This window comes from Paenibacillus sp. FSL H7-0943 (genome assembly GCF_037963265.1).
Taxonomy (GTDB): Bacteria; Bacillota; Bacilli; order Paenibacillales; family Paenibacillaceae; genus Paenibacillus_AQ; species Paenibacillus_AQ odorifer.
Genome location: NZ_CP150148.1, coordinates 6,013,214 through 6,028,458, shown reverse-complemented (window position 1 = coordinate 6,028,458; position 15,245 = coordinate 6,013,214). Strand labels below are relative to the sequence as shown.

Annotated in this window: 14 protein-coding genes; 11 read left to right on the top strand and 3 right to left on the bottom strand. The window is 47.1% G+C overall.

Annotation, left to right across the window (positions count from 1 at the left end; all coding sequences use genetic code 11):
- The first annotated feature begins 84 nt into the window (after positions 1-84).
- From NSQ55_RS26335 to NSQ55_RS26320, 4 genes are all read left to right on the top strand, one after another.
- A complete protein-coding gene (locus NSQ55_RS26335; protein WP_256716551.1) occupies positions 85-1,434 on the top strand; it encodes a maltose ABC transporter substrate-binding protein in 1,350 nt (449 codons plus the stop codon).
- Positions 1,435-1,452: 18 nt separating this feature from the next.
- Complete coding sequence (locus NSQ55_RS26330; RefSeq protein ID WP_339169813.1) at positions 1,453-2,760, top strand: ABC transporter permease subunit; 1,308 nt, start codon at positions 1,453-1,455, stop codon at positions 2,758-2,760.
- Entirely contained in the window at positions 2,757-3,593 is an 837-nt protein-coding gene (locus NSQ55_RS26325) for a sugar ABC transporter permease (RefSeq protein WP_076128667.1), read from the top strand. Before NSQ55_RS26330 ends, NSQ55_RS26325 begins: the two co-directional genes overlap by 4 nt.
- Positions 3,594-3,900: 307 nt before the next feature.
- Entirely contained in the window at positions 3,901-4,905 is a 1,005-nt protein-coding gene (locus NSQ55_RS26320) for an asparaginase (RefSeq protein WP_339169811.1), read from the top strand.
- 129 nt (positions 4,906-5,034) lie between these two features.
- On the opposite strand, the gene NSQ55_RS26315 is transcribed toward NSQ55_RS26320, so the two are convergent.
- Positions 5,035-5,259, bottom strand: coding sequence for a DUF1128 domain-containing protein (locus NSQ55_RS26315; protein ID WP_036680203.1), 225 nt, complete (start codon positions 5,257-5,259; stop codon positions 5,035-5,037).
- Between the two features lie 143 nt (positions 5,260-5,402).
- On the opposite strand from NSQ55_RS26315, the gene yyaC reads away from it, so the two are divergent.
- The 6 genes from yyaC to NSQ55_RS26285 all read left to right on the top strand — a co-directional run bounded on the left by yyaC (position 5,403) and on the right by NSQ55_RS26285 (position 13,265).
- Entirely contained in the window at positions 5,403-5,927 is a 525-nt protein-coding gene (gene yyaC / locus NSQ55_RS26310) for a spore protease YyaC (RefSeq protein WP_256717065.1), read from the top strand.
- A 108-nt stretch (positions 5,928-6,035) separates the two neighbouring features.
- The gene (locus tag NSQ55_RS26305) at positions 6,036-6,842 is read left to right on the top strand and encodes an alpha/beta hydrolase (RefSeq protein ID WP_076128663.1); all 807 of its coding nucleotides are present in this window, start codon (positions 6,036-6,038) and stop codon (positions 6,840-6,842) included.
- A 194-nt stretch (positions 6,843-7,036) separates the two neighbouring features.
- Positions 7,037-7,708, top strand: coding sequence for a DUF6483 family protein (locus tag NSQ55_RS26300; protein WP_076128661.1), 672 nt, complete (start codon positions 7,037-7,039; stop codon positions 7,706-7,708).
- Positions 7,708-8,526 carry a PhzF family phenazine biosynthesis protein gene (locus NSQ55_RS26295; RefSeq protein WP_254857098.1) on the top strand — a complete coding sequence of 273 codons (819 nt, stop codon included), beginning with the start codon at positions 7,708-7,710 and terminating at the stop codon, positions 8,524-8,526. Before NSQ55_RS26300 ends, NSQ55_RS26295 begins: the two co-directional genes overlap by 1 nt.
- A gap of 88 nt (positions 8,527-8,614) precedes the next feature.
- Entirely contained in the window at positions 8,615-9,805 is a 1,191-nt protein-coding gene (locus tag NSQ55_RS26290; protein ID WP_076303094.1) for an SAM-dependent methyltransferase, read from the top strand.
- 832 nt (positions 9,806-10,637) lie between these two features.
- Positions 10,638-13,265, top strand: coding sequence for an O-antigen ligase family protein (locus tag NSQ55_RS26285; protein WP_339169803.1), 2,628 nt, complete (start codon positions 10,638-10,640; stop codon positions 13,263-13,265).
- Here NSQ55_RS26285 and NSQ55_RS26280 read toward each other — a convergent pair.
- Both NSQ55_RS26280 and NSQ55_RS26275 read right to left on the bottom strand, forming a co-directional pair.
- Entirely contained in the window at positions 13,254-13,910 is a 657-nt protein-coding gene (locus NSQ55_RS26280; RefSeq protein ID WP_076193667.1) for an SdpI family protein, read from the bottom strand. The two genes, NSQ55_RS26285 and NSQ55_RS26280, sit on opposite strands and share 12 nt — an antisense overlap.
- Positions 13,910-14,248 (bottom strand): autorepressor SdpR family transcription factor, encoded by a 339-nt coding sequence (locus tag NSQ55_RS26275; protein WP_076179758.1) that lies wholly within the window; start codon positions 14,246-14,248, stop codon positions 13,910-13,912. Before NSQ55_RS26275 ends, NSQ55_RS26280 begins: the two co-directional genes overlap by 1 nt.
- Before the next feature lie 216 nt (positions 14,249-14,464).
- Between NSQ55_RS26275 and NSQ55_RS26270 the strand changes: the two genes are divergently transcribed.
- Positions 14,465-15,223 (top strand): glucose 1-dehydrogenase, encoded by a 759-nt coding sequence (locus tag NSQ55_RS26270; protein ID WP_076128654.1) that lies wholly within the window; start codon positions 14,465-14,467, stop codon positions 15,221-15,223.
- Positions 15,224-15,245: the final 22 nt, after the last annotated feature.

Genomic DNA, 15,245 nt, shown 5'->3' with positions numbered 1-15,245 from the left:
GCAAATGAGGTTGTACCTTTTTTATATGCTTTTTTTCAATGCGGGTTAGGTTTAATCACTCATGAACGAAGGGGAGATGAGCAAATGAAGAAGAGTAAACGTTCCAAAATGCAAGCGGTAACATTTAGTTTAGTCCTATGCCTGCTGTTAACTTTGACGGTCACCGCATGCGGTTCAGGCAATGGGAACTCCGCATCAAAGCCGAATTCGAGTCCAAATTCCGCAGTGAACGAGCCGGGGGGAACCACAAATGAGACAAATACTTCCGGAGAGAATACCAACGATGAGGAAATGAAACCAGAAGCAGGGGCCAAACTGATGGTCTGGGAAGCCAAGGAGCAGCTTGAGTACATGAAGCAGGTTGCTGCTGATTTCGAAAAAGAATATGGTGTTCCCGTCACAGTTGAGGAAATGGCAGGTGGTGATCAAGGCGCAAGACTGGCGACGGATGGTCCGTCTAAACTTGCTGCAGATGTGTTGACTCTGCCCCATGACCAGATCGGGCAAGCCGTAAAAGCAGGGCTGCTTTTGCCAAATGATGTTTTTGAGGAAGAAACCAAATCAACGATGGTGGCAACAGCCGTTCAGGCGTCGTCTTATGATGGCATTCTTTACGGTTATCCTAAATCGGTAGAAACCTATGCGCTGTTCTACAACAAGGACCTGATTCCTGACGCTCCTAAAACGTGGGATGATGTGATTGCTTTTGCAGATACGTATAACAATCCGAAGGAAAACAAATTTGCAATCATGTGGGAATTCGTCGGATATTACAGCTATCCGTTTATTGGCAGCTTCGGCGGATATATTTACGGAGACAACAATACGAATTTCAAGGATATTGGATTGAACAATGAAGGCACTATCAAAGGGTTTACGTTTCTGCAGAGCCTCAAAAAAATTCTGCCTTTGAATGCAGGAGATATCACTTATGACGTGAAAACACAGTTGTTCCAAGAAGGTAAGCTGGCGATGAATATCGACGGGCCGTGGTCCATAGCGGCGTTTAAGGAAAATGTTAACCTGGGTGTGGCGCCTCTTCCAAAGGGACCTGACGGTCAAGACAGTCTTTCTTTCTCCGGGGTCAAATCGTATTATGTCAACTCATATACGGAATATCCGGTCGCAGGCCGTTTGTTCGCACATTTTGCAAGCAATAAGGAGAATCAGCTTAAGAATTTTGAGATGACGGGAGCGATTCCTGCGAGTATAGAGGCTGGAGAAGCGCCGGAAATCAAAGATGACCCTATTATTGGGGGATTCTTCGAGCAATTCCAAAATTCCGTTCCAATGCCTTCCGTTTCAGAAATTAAATCGGTCTGGGAACCCCTAAAAGCAGCGTTTGTGTCCCTGTGGAACGACTCAAATCTTGATGTTAAACAGACGCTGGATCAGACTGTAACCACGATTCAGGCCGATCTGGAGTCGAAGTAAAGGGCAGGTGATTTAACCATGAGGAAAAAAACAGGCGCAGCGCTACTCTCGGCTATTATTCCGGGACTGGGCCAGTTCTACAACCGGCAGTGGCTGAAAGGATTGGTATTCCTGCTGCTGGGGTCTGCTGGAATCTACTATATTGCTCATGATCTGATGGGACATTTGCATGGCTTAATTACGCTTGGTGAATTTCCAAGCCGTATGGTCAAGGTAGGCAAATTAACCCGGATGGTGGAAGGCGATCACTCCATTTTTATGATGATCAATGGTCTAATGGCATTGCTGGCGCTGCTCTTTTATACAGCTTTTCATTTACTGAACATCAGAGATGCATTCCTAGTTGGAGCTGCACGGGACCGGAAAGAACCCATTCATTCATTCGCTGAATCGCTCAGAGCTATGGGGCGGAGGAATTTTGCCTATCTTGTCCTCGCGATTCCCTTTGTGGCCGTGGTTTTTCTGACGATATTACCACTTGTTTTTTCGGTGCTACTGGCGTTTACGAACTATGCCGACCCGATTTTACCGCCAGCACATCTGGTAGACTGGGCGGGTTTCGGTAATTTTAATAAAATGCTTAGTCTGGATGTCTGGAGTTCCACCTTCGGTGGAGTGCTGACTTGGACCTTGATCTGGGCGGTTATTGCTACTGCGACGACTTACATTGGAGGTGTGCTCATTGCAGTACTTATTCACCAGCCCCGTGTCCGCTGCAAAAAGCTTTGGCGCACACTTCTGATCGTTCCTTTCGCTATTCCCAATATGATTTCTCTGCTCGTCATGCGCAATATGTTCAATAATCAATTCGGACCGATCAATAGTTATTTAAGAGCCTTGGGACTGGAGGGTGTGGCCTGGCTAACCAATCCTTTCTGGGCTAAGGTCACTGTAATTCTGGCTAATATGTGGATCGGCATTCCGGTGACCATGATTCTGGCCTTTGGGGTGCTGACAACAATTCCGAAGGATATGTATGAAGCGGCAGAAGTAGACGGTGCTGGGTCATTTTATAAATTCCGCATGATTACGCTGCCCATGGTATTGTTCGCAACCGCACCTATCCTGATTATGCAGTTTGCCGGCAACATTAACAGCTTTAATGTCATTTATCTAATGACTAACGGAGAACCGGTTAATCCTAACTACCAGTACGCGGGCCACACTGACCTGCTGGTGACTTGGCTTTATAAACTGGCGCTGAACCAGTCACAGTACAGCTTTGCTTCTGTCATCGGGATTGTCATCTTCCTGATGGTCGCGACATTCTCCATCTGGAGCTACCGGCGGACGCGATCCTTTAAAGAGGAGGATATGATTGCATGAAGCTAAGACTGACGGAAGCGTTAAAAACGTTTGGAAGCCATTTATTGCTGATTGTGCTCAGTTTTATTAGTCTTTTCCCAGCTTTCTGGATTATTATGTCTTCTTTCAAAACAGGAAACAGTTTGTTCAGTGACTCATTGATTCCTAAGAATTTCACCTTTGTTCATTACAAGGAACTGTTTGAGCAAACTAAATATTTGTTATGGTTCATGAATACGCTAAAGATTGCGGCGTTGTCTACGCTGCTCGGCACCTTTTTGCTGCTGCTGACTTCGTACGCCATTTCTCGTTATCGATTTACGGGCAGAAAAACTACACTAACCACGCTCCTAGTTCTGCAGATGTTTCCGGGATTTATGGCTATGATTGCAGTTTACGTGCTGCTGAACACACTTGGGCTACTGAATTCTCATTGGGCACTTGTGCTCGTGTACAGCAGCGGTGCTATTATCACGAATGTTTTTGTGGCTAAAGGTTTTTTTGATACGATTCCTAAAAGCTTGGAAGATGCTGCGCGAATGGATGGGGCGAGTCATATGAAAGTATTTCTTTCTATCATGATCCCGTTATCTAAGCCGATGCTCACCTATGCCAGCCTTATGATTTTCAACGGCTGCTTTGTGGATTTTATATTCGCCGACCTTGTATTGCGCACGGAGGATACAAGAACGCTCGCCGTTGGGCTTTACCGGATGGTGAACCAAAGTAACTCAACCGAGTTTACGTTGTTCGCTGCCGGAGCGGTATTGGTCGCTCTCCCAGTCACGCTGCTGTTCATTTTCCTACAGCGTTTCTTGGTGGATGGCCTGACCGCAGGTGCAAGCAAAGGATAAGACGAACTGCGCTACCCTTGTGAGGCTACGCTGAATTCCATAAAAACCGCTTTCTACTCAGAGATCAAGATTCTGAGAAGGAAGCGGTTTTTTATATTTTATCCGGTTTCTAAAATCTTCTTGGTGGGGACAGGATTGAAGAATAATGAAAATAGGAGTAGAATTCCTCATGGAACCAACACTTAAGGGAGTTTGTAGAGTACTGAAAAATCCCGGAGCACGGGGTTATTTTCTAGCATTTATTAAATGTGAATACTAATAAGTCCTTGTGAGTTATAGAGCATCTAGTTAAAAGAGGAGAGAAATCATGGAAACCGTATTAGTACGAGAGTATCGGGCGGATTTGCTGGAATGTGTCCATAGTGGGCATATTGCCATCGTAGGAGAGAACGGAAATTTAAAGGGGTATGCAGGTGATCCGGAATTTGTATCGTTCACCCGTTCAGCTGCTAAACCCCTTCAGGCTATTCCAGGCGTACGTGGGGGGATTGTAGAGCATTACGGCTTTACACCCGCAGAGGTTGCCCTGATGACCGCCTCTCATCGGGGAGAGAGCTACCATGTAGCTGCGCTAGAGAGCATATCCTCCAAGATTGGCATCGATGAGCAACAAATGATCTGTGCAACGAGTTACCCGCTGGATTATTCCAGCAGGGAGAACGCCATTCGTGGTGCGGGCAAAAGAAAGTTCTATCATAACTGTGCGGGCAAGCACATGGGCATCTTATCTTACAGTAAGCTCAAAGGTTTGCCGCTTGAAGAATACTCACAGCCGGAGCAAACGGTGCAGCGTGAGATTATCGACACCATTGCTTATATGGCTGGTGTGGCCCCAGACAGTATCGGTTTAGGTACGGACGGATGCGGGCTGCCGGTATTTGCTCTGCCTCTGACCGCCTTGGCGACGGCCTATTTGAAATTAGCCAATCCCGATTTGATTGCAGATGAAGCTACTCGCAAAGCGGTTACTACTATTACAACGGCAATGAATGCTTATCCGGAGATGGTTTCTGGATCTGGTCGCCTTGATTCTATTCTTTTGGAAGATGATAATATTATTGCTAAGGGTGGATTTAAGGGTGTCTATTGCTTCGGCTTACGCCGTGAGCGACTGGGGATTGCTTTCAAGATTCTGGATGGGTCGGAAGAAGAGTGGGGACTTATTGTACAGGGAATTTTTAATCAAATTGGTTATAGTCAGAAAAATACTATGGAAAAGCTGCGAAATGCATTTTCAGGCGTGATTTACAATGACGGGGGTACACGAGTAGGCCATGCGGATACCGAGTTCAAGCTTAATTTCATAAAGTAGGATCATATAAAAAGAGCCCTTCGACTACGAATCCATCTTCTGGATGCGCAGCGAAGGGCTTTTTTCTACGAGAAGCGGTAGCATCTTTAAAGGACGGCAACATTGTTCCTTCTTGTGTAGGGAGAACTATTATTTATGACGTAGACGGCCGAGTTCGGAGACGAGTGCTTCCACCTGAGAAATACTCAGTCTGTCGCTGCCCATGGCTACCTCATATACATCATAGATATCTTCATAATGATCTACTGAAAAAGCGGAGGCTTGCATCGCCGCGGCACTGGCCATTTTTAATTTGTTTTTGATAGCCTCGATCATATACTCAACATTTTCCTGACTAGGCTTTGTTAAATCCATTAGGTTAAAACATCCTCTCTGTATACTGATTCATGTATTTTACCATGTTTAGCAGCTTGACCACCATTTTTTTGTCGGGTTCCCTGAAATCATGTTAAATTAAAGGCATGAGATCAAAAATATCATCGAAGGGAGGAAATGTATTGGCAATCAGAGAACAGGGAAGCGGAAAACGCATTAAAATGGACGATGCTGGATTAGTGTCCTTTTTCATGGAAATAGCTGCTCTGCATTCCGCCGAGGAAGTCACGTTCCTGTGCATTGGAACAGATCGGTCTACAGGAGATGCACTCGGTCCGTTGACGGGCAGCAAACTTGTGGAACATGGCTTCCGACATGTAATCGGTACGTTGCCGTTTCCTTGCGATGCAGATAATTTGGTGGCCAGAGTGGCTGAGATTCCCTCCGGGCATATTGTAGTTGCGGTAGATGCTTGTCTGGGTCCTCCGATCGCGCTTGGATATTACTTCGTTTCGAGTGAGCCACTGCAGCCTGCACAGTCGGTGGGGGCAAATCTTCCAGCCGTAGGTCACTATAGTTTGGCGGCCGTTGTAGATATGAATGGCCCGAAACCCTATAGAACGTTGCAGACCACTCCACTGCATAGAGTGATGGTTATGGCAGAACATATCGCTATAGCGGCAGCAAAAGGATTCGGACTCCAGTAGTACCCATTGGGCACTTAAAAATAAGTTGTCCGTTTCAAGGCGGGCTGTTTTGCTTAATAATAGATATTAGACACATTATCTTAGTATTCTAGAAAGAGGGAAGCAGCCATGGAAAGAGTTCGTTGTGACGGAAGCAATATATGCTACAGTGATCAGGGGAAAGGCGAAGTTATTGTATTGCTGCATGGCTTTTGTGGAAGCGCTGAATATTGGGAACAAGTCATTCCTGTCTTAAGCAGCGGCTACCGAGTGATTGCTCCCGATTTACGTGGTCACGGAGCTTCGGAAGCTCCGTTAGGACCTTATAGTATTGAACAAATGGCAGATGATGTTCTGGGTCTGTTAGATTCGCTGGAGATTGCTGAATGCATCATGCTTGGTCATTCGCTTGGCGGATATATTACGCTATCGTTTGCTCAGCGTTATGCTTCTCGATTGAAAGGCTTTGGATTAATTCATTCTACTGCTTATCCAGATAGTGAAGAAGCTAAGGAAAAACGACTGAAGAGTGTCAGCGCGATTCAAAATGAAGGGATTACTCCTTTCGTAGACAGCTTCGTACCAGGATTGTTTGCTGAAGCAACCGCTTCTGCATCTCCACAGCTGCTGGAGCGCGCTAAAGAAATCGGCTACAAAACGCCTCCACAAGGAGCGGCAGGAGCTGCACTGGCGATGCGTGAGCGTCCAGATCGACGGGATGTAATTACGGCCACTACGTTGCCGGTATTGCTTGTTGCTGGCGAGCAGGATGGATTGATTCCTGCTGAACGAACCTTTACTGCGGATAAACCGAATATAACGCAAGCAACGATATCGGGTGCAGGCCACATGAGTCTTTTTGAAGCTCCTGAACGATTAGCCGAGATCATAAAGGATTTTGTTCAGGCTTCCGTTTTAGACAATAGCCGCGTATAAAAAATCATCTACAAAGAGGCAGCACGGCGCCATTATGGCGTGTGCTGCCTGTTTTTTTAAGGACTATCTAATGATCTGGTATTCTCCTTAACTGGCATAGAATTCGGCAATGGTTTAAGATAAATCAATAGAATAACTTAAGTGGTCTGAGTCCTGAATTTTTTGCTACCACAGTACGGAAAAGGAGGAATTGCATGTTTCGAAGAGACTATATTGTCCGGATGATCGAAGATATGACGGCGATGGTTGCCAAGGTATTTTCTCTGAAGCAGGAACGGAAGACGACAGAAGCTTTATGGGAAATCGATGAGCTGTTGAACCGGCATTTTCCGCTGAATTCACGTCTTTTAAATTCACTATCTGTAGAAGATATCATAGATATGTTTCGTTTTGGCGGTGTGGTTGAGTCCGATAAGCTTCAAGGTCTGGCCAAACTGCTGAAGGAAGAAGGCAGCATTTATGCGGCAAATGGCGATAAGGATGCAGCATTATTTAGAAGTATGAGAGCTTTACACTTATATTTGTACGCGGATCTTCATGGAGCAGACAGGGAGCTGCTGCATATGACTCAGGAAATTGATGAACTCTTGCAGGATGTGCAGGCCTATCGTCTCCCGTCTAAAACGGAGCGGTTACTGTTGGAGTATATGGAGTCGGTAGGACGATATAGTAAAGCGGAGGACAGCCTCTACCGGCTGTGGGAGCAAGGAGAAGATGTTGTAATAGAAGGGGATAAGCTGTACAATCGGCTGCTGCTCAAATCATCTGCAGAATTGGAACAAGGTGCCCTTCCTCTGGAGGAAGTAGAGCAGGGGTTAAAAGAGTGGGGCAGGGTAACAGCGATACGAAAGGAAGCAGGAACCTGATGAATACGATGAATATCCCTTTATATATTATCGATGCTTTTGCAGAACAGGCTTATTCAGGCAATCCTGCGGCGGTATGTTTACTGGAGCATCCCGTCGATGAAGGTTATATGCAGAAGACAGCAGCGGAAATGAACTTGTCAGAGACAGCTTTTCTCTGGCCAGAGGAAGATGGATATCGCTTGCGATGGTTTACACCTAAAGTTGAGGTCAAGCTGTGTGGGCATGGGACTCTAGCAAGTGCGCATGTACTATGGGAGAGCGGATTGCTAGCGCCTGACATGGAAGCTAGGTTCTATACAAGCAGTGGGTTGCTTAGAGCTTCTCGTTCAGGAGATTTGATCTCTCTGTACTTCCCGCCTTATCAGCTTCAACCCTCTCCTGTAATTTCAGGTCTCGCAGCAGCGCTTGGTATTGCAGAAGCGAATGTGGTGGAAACTATGCGATATGCTGACAATGTGCTTGTACGACTGGATCAGGAAGCCCGGGTTCGCGAACTCAGCCCTGACTTCGGAGCTTTATCCGGACTTGAAGGGAGAGGTTTCGCGGTTACCGCAGAAAGCTCTATCGAAGGTATAGATTGTATATCACGTTTTTTTGCGCCGAAGGTAGGAGTGAATGAGGATCCGGTAACAGGCTCAGCGCATACTGCATTGGCACCTTTTTGGGCGGATAGACTCAATCGTACGCAGTTGACCGCTTATCAAGCTTCGAAACGTGGAGGTTTGCTTCAGTTAGAGGTAAGTAAAGACGAGATTAAGTTGTCTGGGCGAGCATTAACTATAGTTAGTGGTGAGCTGCATGTTAAGCCCTGCTAGAACAAGGAACGCCCCTTGTTAACACGTGATATAATGAACGATGATGGTTAGGAGACATAGATTCTCCATTTTTAATCCCGAAAGTGAGATGTGCGTTGTGGAATCTTTAACAGCTCTAATTGAACAACTAATTAATGACCGTACTTTGATTACGGCTACCCTAAGTCAAGTACGTTATAAAGGCGAAAATTGTACCAAAGTGCAGGTTAAACCTGTTGAACTAAAGGGGAAGCTGCATTATCAGTTTGCGTCCTATATTGGTACAAAGGTAGAACATCGCAACGTACCCGCAGAGTTAGCGGCGGAAGAAATATCTCTTTTATTTAGAGAAACGTATCGGCAAGGTTTGTTGTGTACAGTAGAAGCCGATTATCAGGTGCTTATTAGTAAGAAATTCAAAGTATCAATCCTAACCAAGTCTCCAAGTAAAAAGGAAGAGCCGGATCTAGCTCACAACCGTCGCAAACGTTATGTGCTGGAGGATGGAGAGCCTGTGCCATTTCTGGTGGAGCTTGGAATCATGAATAAAGAAGGTAAAGTGCTGGCCAAAAGATATGATAAGTTTCGGCAGATCAATCGTTTTCTGGAGATGGTAGAGGACGTGCTTGCCGATCTGCCAACAGGCCGACCGTTGACGATTGTGGATTTTGGCTGTGGAAAATCATATTTGACCTTTGCGCTGTATCACTATCTGACCGTTCGCAAGAAGCGGGAGCTTAATATCATTGGGTTAGATTTAAAAGCAGATGTGATTGAGCATTGTAACGAACTTGCTGCCAAAATCGGTTATGATCACTTGAAGTTCTTCGTGGGTGACATTGCCGAGTATAATGAGCTGGAGCAGGTGGACATGGTGATCACACTTCATGCTTGTGACACAGCTACCGATGCTGCCCTTGAAAAAGCAGTACGTTGGGGAGCGTCTGTAATTTTATCTGTGCCTTGCTGCCAGCATGAATTATTCGCACAAATCGAAAATGAAGTAATGAGCCCTATGCTTTCGCATGGCATATTGAAAGAACGTTTTTCCGCCTTGGCTACAGACGCCATTCGCGCCAAATTGCTCGACATGATGGGCTATAGCAGCCAGCTGCTGGAATTCATCGATCTGGAGAATACACCGAAGAACATTTTGATTCGTGCTGTTAAGAGCTCAGCCGGGGACAACTCCGTCAAATGGCGCGAATACACCGCATTCCGCGATTTTCTGGGAGCAAAACCCTACCTCGAACGCGTATGCGCCGATCTGCTTCCTACTGAGAGTTCGGTAGAAGGGTAGAGGATATTAAGGTAGAAAGCGTAGGACGGTAGGACTGTAGCATGGTAGAACGGTGACTGTAGAATGGGCACTTATAGGTGCAGCCTAATTCGATCAGTTGTCTTTTTACAACTATATAGCTTTTTTAATGGGAAATTGGATGGTGCAGCTAGTGTGATCTAATGGTTAGGACGTTGCAGCTCGTGCGATCTAATGGCGAGTTGGTTTAGTTGTACTTTGTGCAACTGGATATGCTCTGAAGCTGCGTTTTAGTGATTTAGTTGCACTTTGTACACTTAAAAACGAACAATACTCCGCATATGGCGGGATTCTTGAAAAACAGTTGCAGAAAGTACAATTAAAGTGGAAGTAAGCAGCGAGAGCACGGGAATAGCTGCACTTTTTACAACTATATAGTTTTTTTGGATGGGAATTCGGATTTTACAGCTAGTGTGATCCAATGATGAGGACGGTACGGCTAGTGCGATCTAATGGTGAGTTGGTTTAGTTGTACTTTGTGCAACTAAATATGCTCTGAAGCTGCGTTTTAGTAATTTAGTTGCACTTTGTACACTTAAAAACGAACAATACCCCGCATATGGCGGGATTCTTGAAAAACAGTTGCAGAAAGTACAATTAAAGTGGAAGTAAGCAGCGAGAGCACGGGAATAGCTGCACTTTTTACAACTATATAGTTTTTTTGGATGGGAATTCGGATTTTACAGCTAGTGCGATCAAATGGTTAGGGCGGTACGGCTCCTTTGTGGAGAGGTATCGTCTTTTTGCGTTCTAGTCTTGTATTAGTGAAATGTGGAAAGGATAGAGATAAATTAACGAATACAGGGGTATCTAAATGTGGCGTTTTAAAAAAGACCGGAGTCTGGAATCATTAACCGCATATATTTGTGGAGCCTTAGTGATAGCGGCTGGGGTGGGTGCTTGTTTGTTGCGGGGATTGTTTTTTACTGAGGAGATGTATCCCTTTCTAACTTTATGGTTTGTGTTGTGTTGTACGTGCTCGCTTTATTATCTTGTTGGGGTTGGCGCATGGAGAAAAAGTGGGGGAGGTGCAGTAAGTGGTATTACGGGAGTCAATGGAGTTAGTGAAGGTAGTGAAGGTAGTGAAGGTAGTGAAGTTAGCGGAGAAAATAAAGCGTTAAGAATATTATTAAGCGTCCCTTTAATTATTCTATCGCTTTATGTGATTCATTGGTTGCGCGAGCCGCTTTCCTCCCAGGGAACTATGAATGAAATGCTGCGGTGGGGCTTGTATGCTAGCTTTGCATTATTGGTTTGTTTTTGTGCGGTGAACCGGGTGGGGCGGCGGATTGTAAATGTAACTTGGTCTATGGTAGGTATGTTTTTGAGCATGAGCGCTTTGTTGGCTGTTTGTGGAGTGGTAAAGTTGCCTTTCGCTGTCGCCTACAGCAATTCATCGGAAGTGAGCGCCACAGGGGTTAGGTTAGCAGGATTGATGGAATATCCGAATGCTTTTGGTGCTGTGATGGCTGTTTTTCTGCTGGAACGGCTATTTGTTGTTGCTGTTTATTACGGGGAGCCAAAAAAGAGCGTGAATATGTTGGGAGCAAGAAGTGTTGGGCTGGGGATGGAGTGCGCAGAAGCAGAACGGAGGAGCAAAGGGGCAGGAGGCGTGGAAGCGGAGCAGGGAAAAGCGGGAAGCACGACCGCCGCGCTGCTGCGCTTGCTGCCGCTGTTCCCGTACACCGCCGCGCTACTCCTCAGCGAGTCGCGCGGCGCATGGCTGACGGCGGCTTGCGCCTGCGCCGCCGTCTTGCTCTGGAAGCGGCAGCTAATCGCGCCGCTTCTTGCTGCTGGCGCCGCGCCCGTGGCTGCCGCGGCGCTACTCTACCGCCAACTGGCCCGTGCCGGGTTGGCGGTAGAGCCTGTGCCCGGCCTGCTGTTGCTGGCCGGGCTTTGGGCCGGCGCGCTGCTAGCCGGCCTGTGGCTGTGCCGCCGCCAGCGCAGCGCGGCGGGCACTGCCCGAGCCGCCATGCTGGCATTGGCGGCGGCGGGTTGGACGGCGGCGGGGATCGCCGTCCTCCTGCACGTGCGCGAGCGGATCACCGGACCGTCATCGACGGTATCCGCTCGCGGGCTGTTCTACCGCGACGCCTGGCGGCTAGCGGTAGAGGCACCTTGGCTGGGACGTGGGGGTGAGACTTGGCGGCATGCCTACCTTGCCGCCCAATCTCGCCCTTATGTAGGCAGCCAGGTGCATAATGGATACCTCGACATCCTGTTGAACTTAGGATTCGTTGGTCTTGCAGCCATACTCCTTATGCTGTTGGCAACAGGCTGGCTGCTGGCTACTAAATCGCCGCGGTTGCTGCCGGCGTTTCTGGTCATCGTCTTACACAGCGTCGTCGATTTTGACTGGAGCTACGGATTATTTTGGCTGCTGCTATTCTGGCTGCCAGCGCTTGCTCTGGCTGAGGATAAGCAGAAACATCAATCTGCGCTAACCCACCCTCAGTCTGAGACCAAGCTGCCAATTCAATCCACATCTACGAACCCGCTCACCAATGTCACTACACCAGCGAATCCGCTAATTGCTCAATCCACATCTACGAACCCGCTCACCAATGTCACTACACCAGCGAATCCGCTAATCGCTCAATCCACATCTACGAACCCACTCACCAATGTCACTACACCAGCGAATCCGCTAATTGCTCAATCCACATCTACGAACCCGCTCACCAATGTCACTACACCAGCGAATCCGCTGATCACTCACTCTACACCAGCGAATCCACTAATTGCTCAATCCACATCTACGAACCCGCTCACCAATGTCACTACACCTACGAATCCGCTAATCGCTTACCCCACACCCCAGAAATCGCCCCAAATCCGCCTTCGCCAACTAATCGGAACTACGGTATGTTGTTTTTCGCTTCTGCTGGGGGTGCTATCTTTTCACGCCGCTCAAGGAGAGAAGTTCTTTCGACAAGCGATTATGTCGGTGGATCCTTCGGTGAAGGTAGAGCTGCTACAGCAATCGCTGGGGTGGAATCCCCGGTCACCTCGAACGGCTATAGCATTATCTAGGCTGCTCTCGGGTGAACAGAGCGTGAGTCTGCTTCGGCAGAGTTTGTTGTATTCTCCCGAGAATGCCAGCTTAAGCTGGGAACTGGCTGAACGATGGATGAGCAGTGACCATCCGGGGGCAGCGTTATATTGGATAGGCCAGAGCCTTAGGCTGGATAAGTACAACAATGCCAAGTGGATGAAGGCGATTGAAGGGATGTTTCTTATGGGGCAAAAAAAGCTTGCAGAAGGAAATCGAAAGGAAGGCTTAGTCTGCGTCGCCTCTGGGAATGAACTTCTTCTGGAATATAGAAGGTTGGCAGAAGAGGAGGCTAATAAAGGAGGGCAACATAATGACCGTGAGTTCCAAATGACAGAACAAGCCGACGACTTGAGTCGACGGCTTAGTATGTTGGCTTTACGATTTTAGCGGACGTGAAATCATCCAGGAGTAGAGAATGGGCACGATAATTGCAAGTACGAGTGCCGTAATAATAAGAAGCTGAGACAAGGCTCCGCTCAAAAAGGCTCCTGCAAAAATAAGTAGGCCACCGATCATCCACATTATCCCGGATAGGCGATGTGTTTTTCGCCATACCTCGGGGTTGGCGAGCGTCCAGGCTGTACGAACCCCAAACAAGTAATTATCTTTTATCTGTGGCATGTAGTTGCCAAGAGCAATAAACATAATTCCAACAGCTCCTATGGCGATCTTCCCAACGTTTATATCTTTACCTAGACCGTAAGCAATCGACAGCACCAGCATTAGATTAAAAAGCACCCCAATAGCAAGTCTGCTCATGGCATAGGCATTTTCGAATTTTTTGTAATTGTCCCGCTTAGGGTCGATGCTGCGTGTGAACTGCATGATCAGCGGGAGCACAATGCCTAAGATTCCGAACACAAAAATAGCTATATTTTTGTCCCAGTATCTGTTGACCTTACCCGTAATTCCAAATTGTGCCGGTAACTCCTGCGGAAGCTTGCTGTAATTGATCAGAGCGTAGGCTAATGTAGCTAAACCTAATATTACGATGAGGGTATCCTGCCATCTCCATTTGAAATCTTTCATCATTAATCCGCCTCCTTTTTGGAATCGATATCCTGATGTTGCTGCTTTCCGTCCAGTGATTTACTCTCCGTCTCCGTTTGCTTACCTGTCCCAGTGAGCTCCAATAACCAACCGAGAACCTCTTCGAGGACTGTTGTGTTTAGCGAGTACATAATAAATTGTCCTTTTCGCTCATCCTGTACAAGATCGGCATGCTTCAGCGCATTCAGATGGTGAGAAATGCTTGGCTTAGACATGTTGAAAAAATCTGCGATTTCACCTGCGGTTCGATCTTTCTCCCTTAGTAACCGAATGATTTGGCGACGGGTAGGGTCAGCTAGTGCTTTGAAGGATTCATTCATATTCCACCCTGCCTTTCGATATTTAAATAATTATTTAAATATATAATAGCTCTTTGTTTTAATAGCTGTCAATGCAGTATTCACTTAGCAATAGCGTGTGTAAAAGTGTCACCGAATCTTTAAAATTAAGGACCGTCCAAAGCCTCCTCCTGTTCATACTAACGAAGGGCATGCATTCCTTGATGCACCGAACATACGACGCAGAGGAGCGGATATATGATACTAACCAATAAAGTCGCAGTTGTTACGGGTGCAGGATCGGGGATTGGAGAAGCGATTGCTCTGCTTTTTGCCCGACAGGGTGCTAAAGTGATTGCTGCGGACATCCATCTGGCGAATGTAGAAGCGGTAGCCAAAAAGGCGGAAAAGGGTGAGGGACACGGAGTCGTCTACCCCGTAAAGGCTGATGTCTCGAAGGAAGAGGACACACAGCGAATGATTGATGCCGCAACCACACAGTTCGGAGGCCTTCATATCCTTGTTAATAATGCCGGAATTATGGATAAAATGACGCCAGCGCACGAGATCACTGATGACTTGTGGGAACAGGTGCTTGCGGTCAACGTAACCGGTCCGATGAGAGCCATTCGTAAGGTTTTGCCGATTTTTATGGCGCAGGAAAGCGGATGTATCATCAATGTAGCCTCTATTGGCGGCTTAGCGGGCTCGCGGGCGGGAGTGGCTTATACTTCCTCTAAGCATGCTGTAATCGGGATGACCAAAAATATAGGATTTCAATACGCTAAGCTTGGAATTCGCTGTAATGCCATAGCGCCGGGCGGGGTAAAGACAAATATTGATCTGTCTGATCCAAGTCCTTTTGGGAGTCAAAAAGCGGGCGAAGGTATGGCGTCGATGCCACGGACAGGGGAGAGCAGTGAGATTGCTTCAGTAGCTTTATTTTTAGCTTCAGATGCTGCAAGCTTTTTGAATGGATCGGTGATAACGGCGGATGCCGGCTGGATGGCTTATTGATTGAGCGCAGATAAAAAGGTGT

Excerpts from the sequence above, each read along its gene's own strand:
- NSQ55_RS26335 (WP_256716551.1), top strand. The coding sequence starts at position 85 with ATGAAGAAGAGTAAACGTTCCAAAATGCAAGCGGTAACATTTAGTTTA.
- NSQ55_RS26330 (WP_339169813.1), top strand. The coding sequence starts at position 1,453 with ATGAGGAAAAAAACAGGCGCAGCGCTACTCTCGGCTATTATTCCGGGA.
- NSQ55_RS26325 (WP_076128667.1), top strand. The coding sequence starts at position 2,757 with ATGAAGCTAAGACTGACGGAAGCGTTAAAAACGTTTGGAAGCCATTTA.
- NSQ55_RS26320 (WP_339169811.1), top strand. The coding sequence starts at position 3,901 with ATGGAAACCGTATTAGTACGAGAGTATCGGGCGGATTTGCTGGAATGT.
- NSQ55_RS26315 (WP_036680203.1), bottom strand. The coding sequence starts at position 5,259 with ATGGATTTAACAAAGCCTAGTCAGGAAAATGTTGAGTATATGATCGAG.
- NSQ55_RS26305 (WP_076128663.1), top strand. The coding sequence starts at position 6,036 with ATGGAAAGAGTTCGTTGTGACGGAAGCAATATATGCTACAGTGATCAG.
- NSQ55_RS26300 (WP_076128661.1), top strand. The coding sequence starts at position 7,037 with ATGTTTCGAAGAGACTATATTGTCCGGATGATCGAAGATATGACGGCG.
- NSQ55_RS26295 (WP_254857098.1), top strand. The coding sequence starts at position 7,708 with ATGAATACGATGAATATCCCTTTATATATTATCGATGCTTTTGCAGAA.
- NSQ55_RS26290 (WP_076303094.1), top strand. The coding sequence starts at position 8,615 with ATGTGCGTTGTGGAATCTTTAACAGCTCTAATTGAACAACTAATTAAT.
- NSQ55_RS26285 (WP_339169803.1), top strand. The coding sequence starts at position 10,638 with ATGTGGCGTTTTAAAAAAGACCGGAGTCTGGAATCATTAACCGCATAT.
- NSQ55_RS26280 (WP_076193667.1), bottom strand. The coding sequence starts at position 13,910 with ATGATGAAAGATTTCAAATGGAGATGGCAGGATACCCTCATCGTAATA.
- NSQ55_RS26275 (WP_076179758.1), bottom strand. The coding sequence starts at position 14,248 with ATGAATGAATCCTTCAAAGCACTAGCTGACCCTACCCGTCGCCAAATC.
- NSQ55_RS26270 (WP_076128654.1), top strand. The coding sequence starts at position 14,465 with ATGATACTAACCAATAAAGTCGCAGTTGTTACGGGTGCAGGATCGGGG.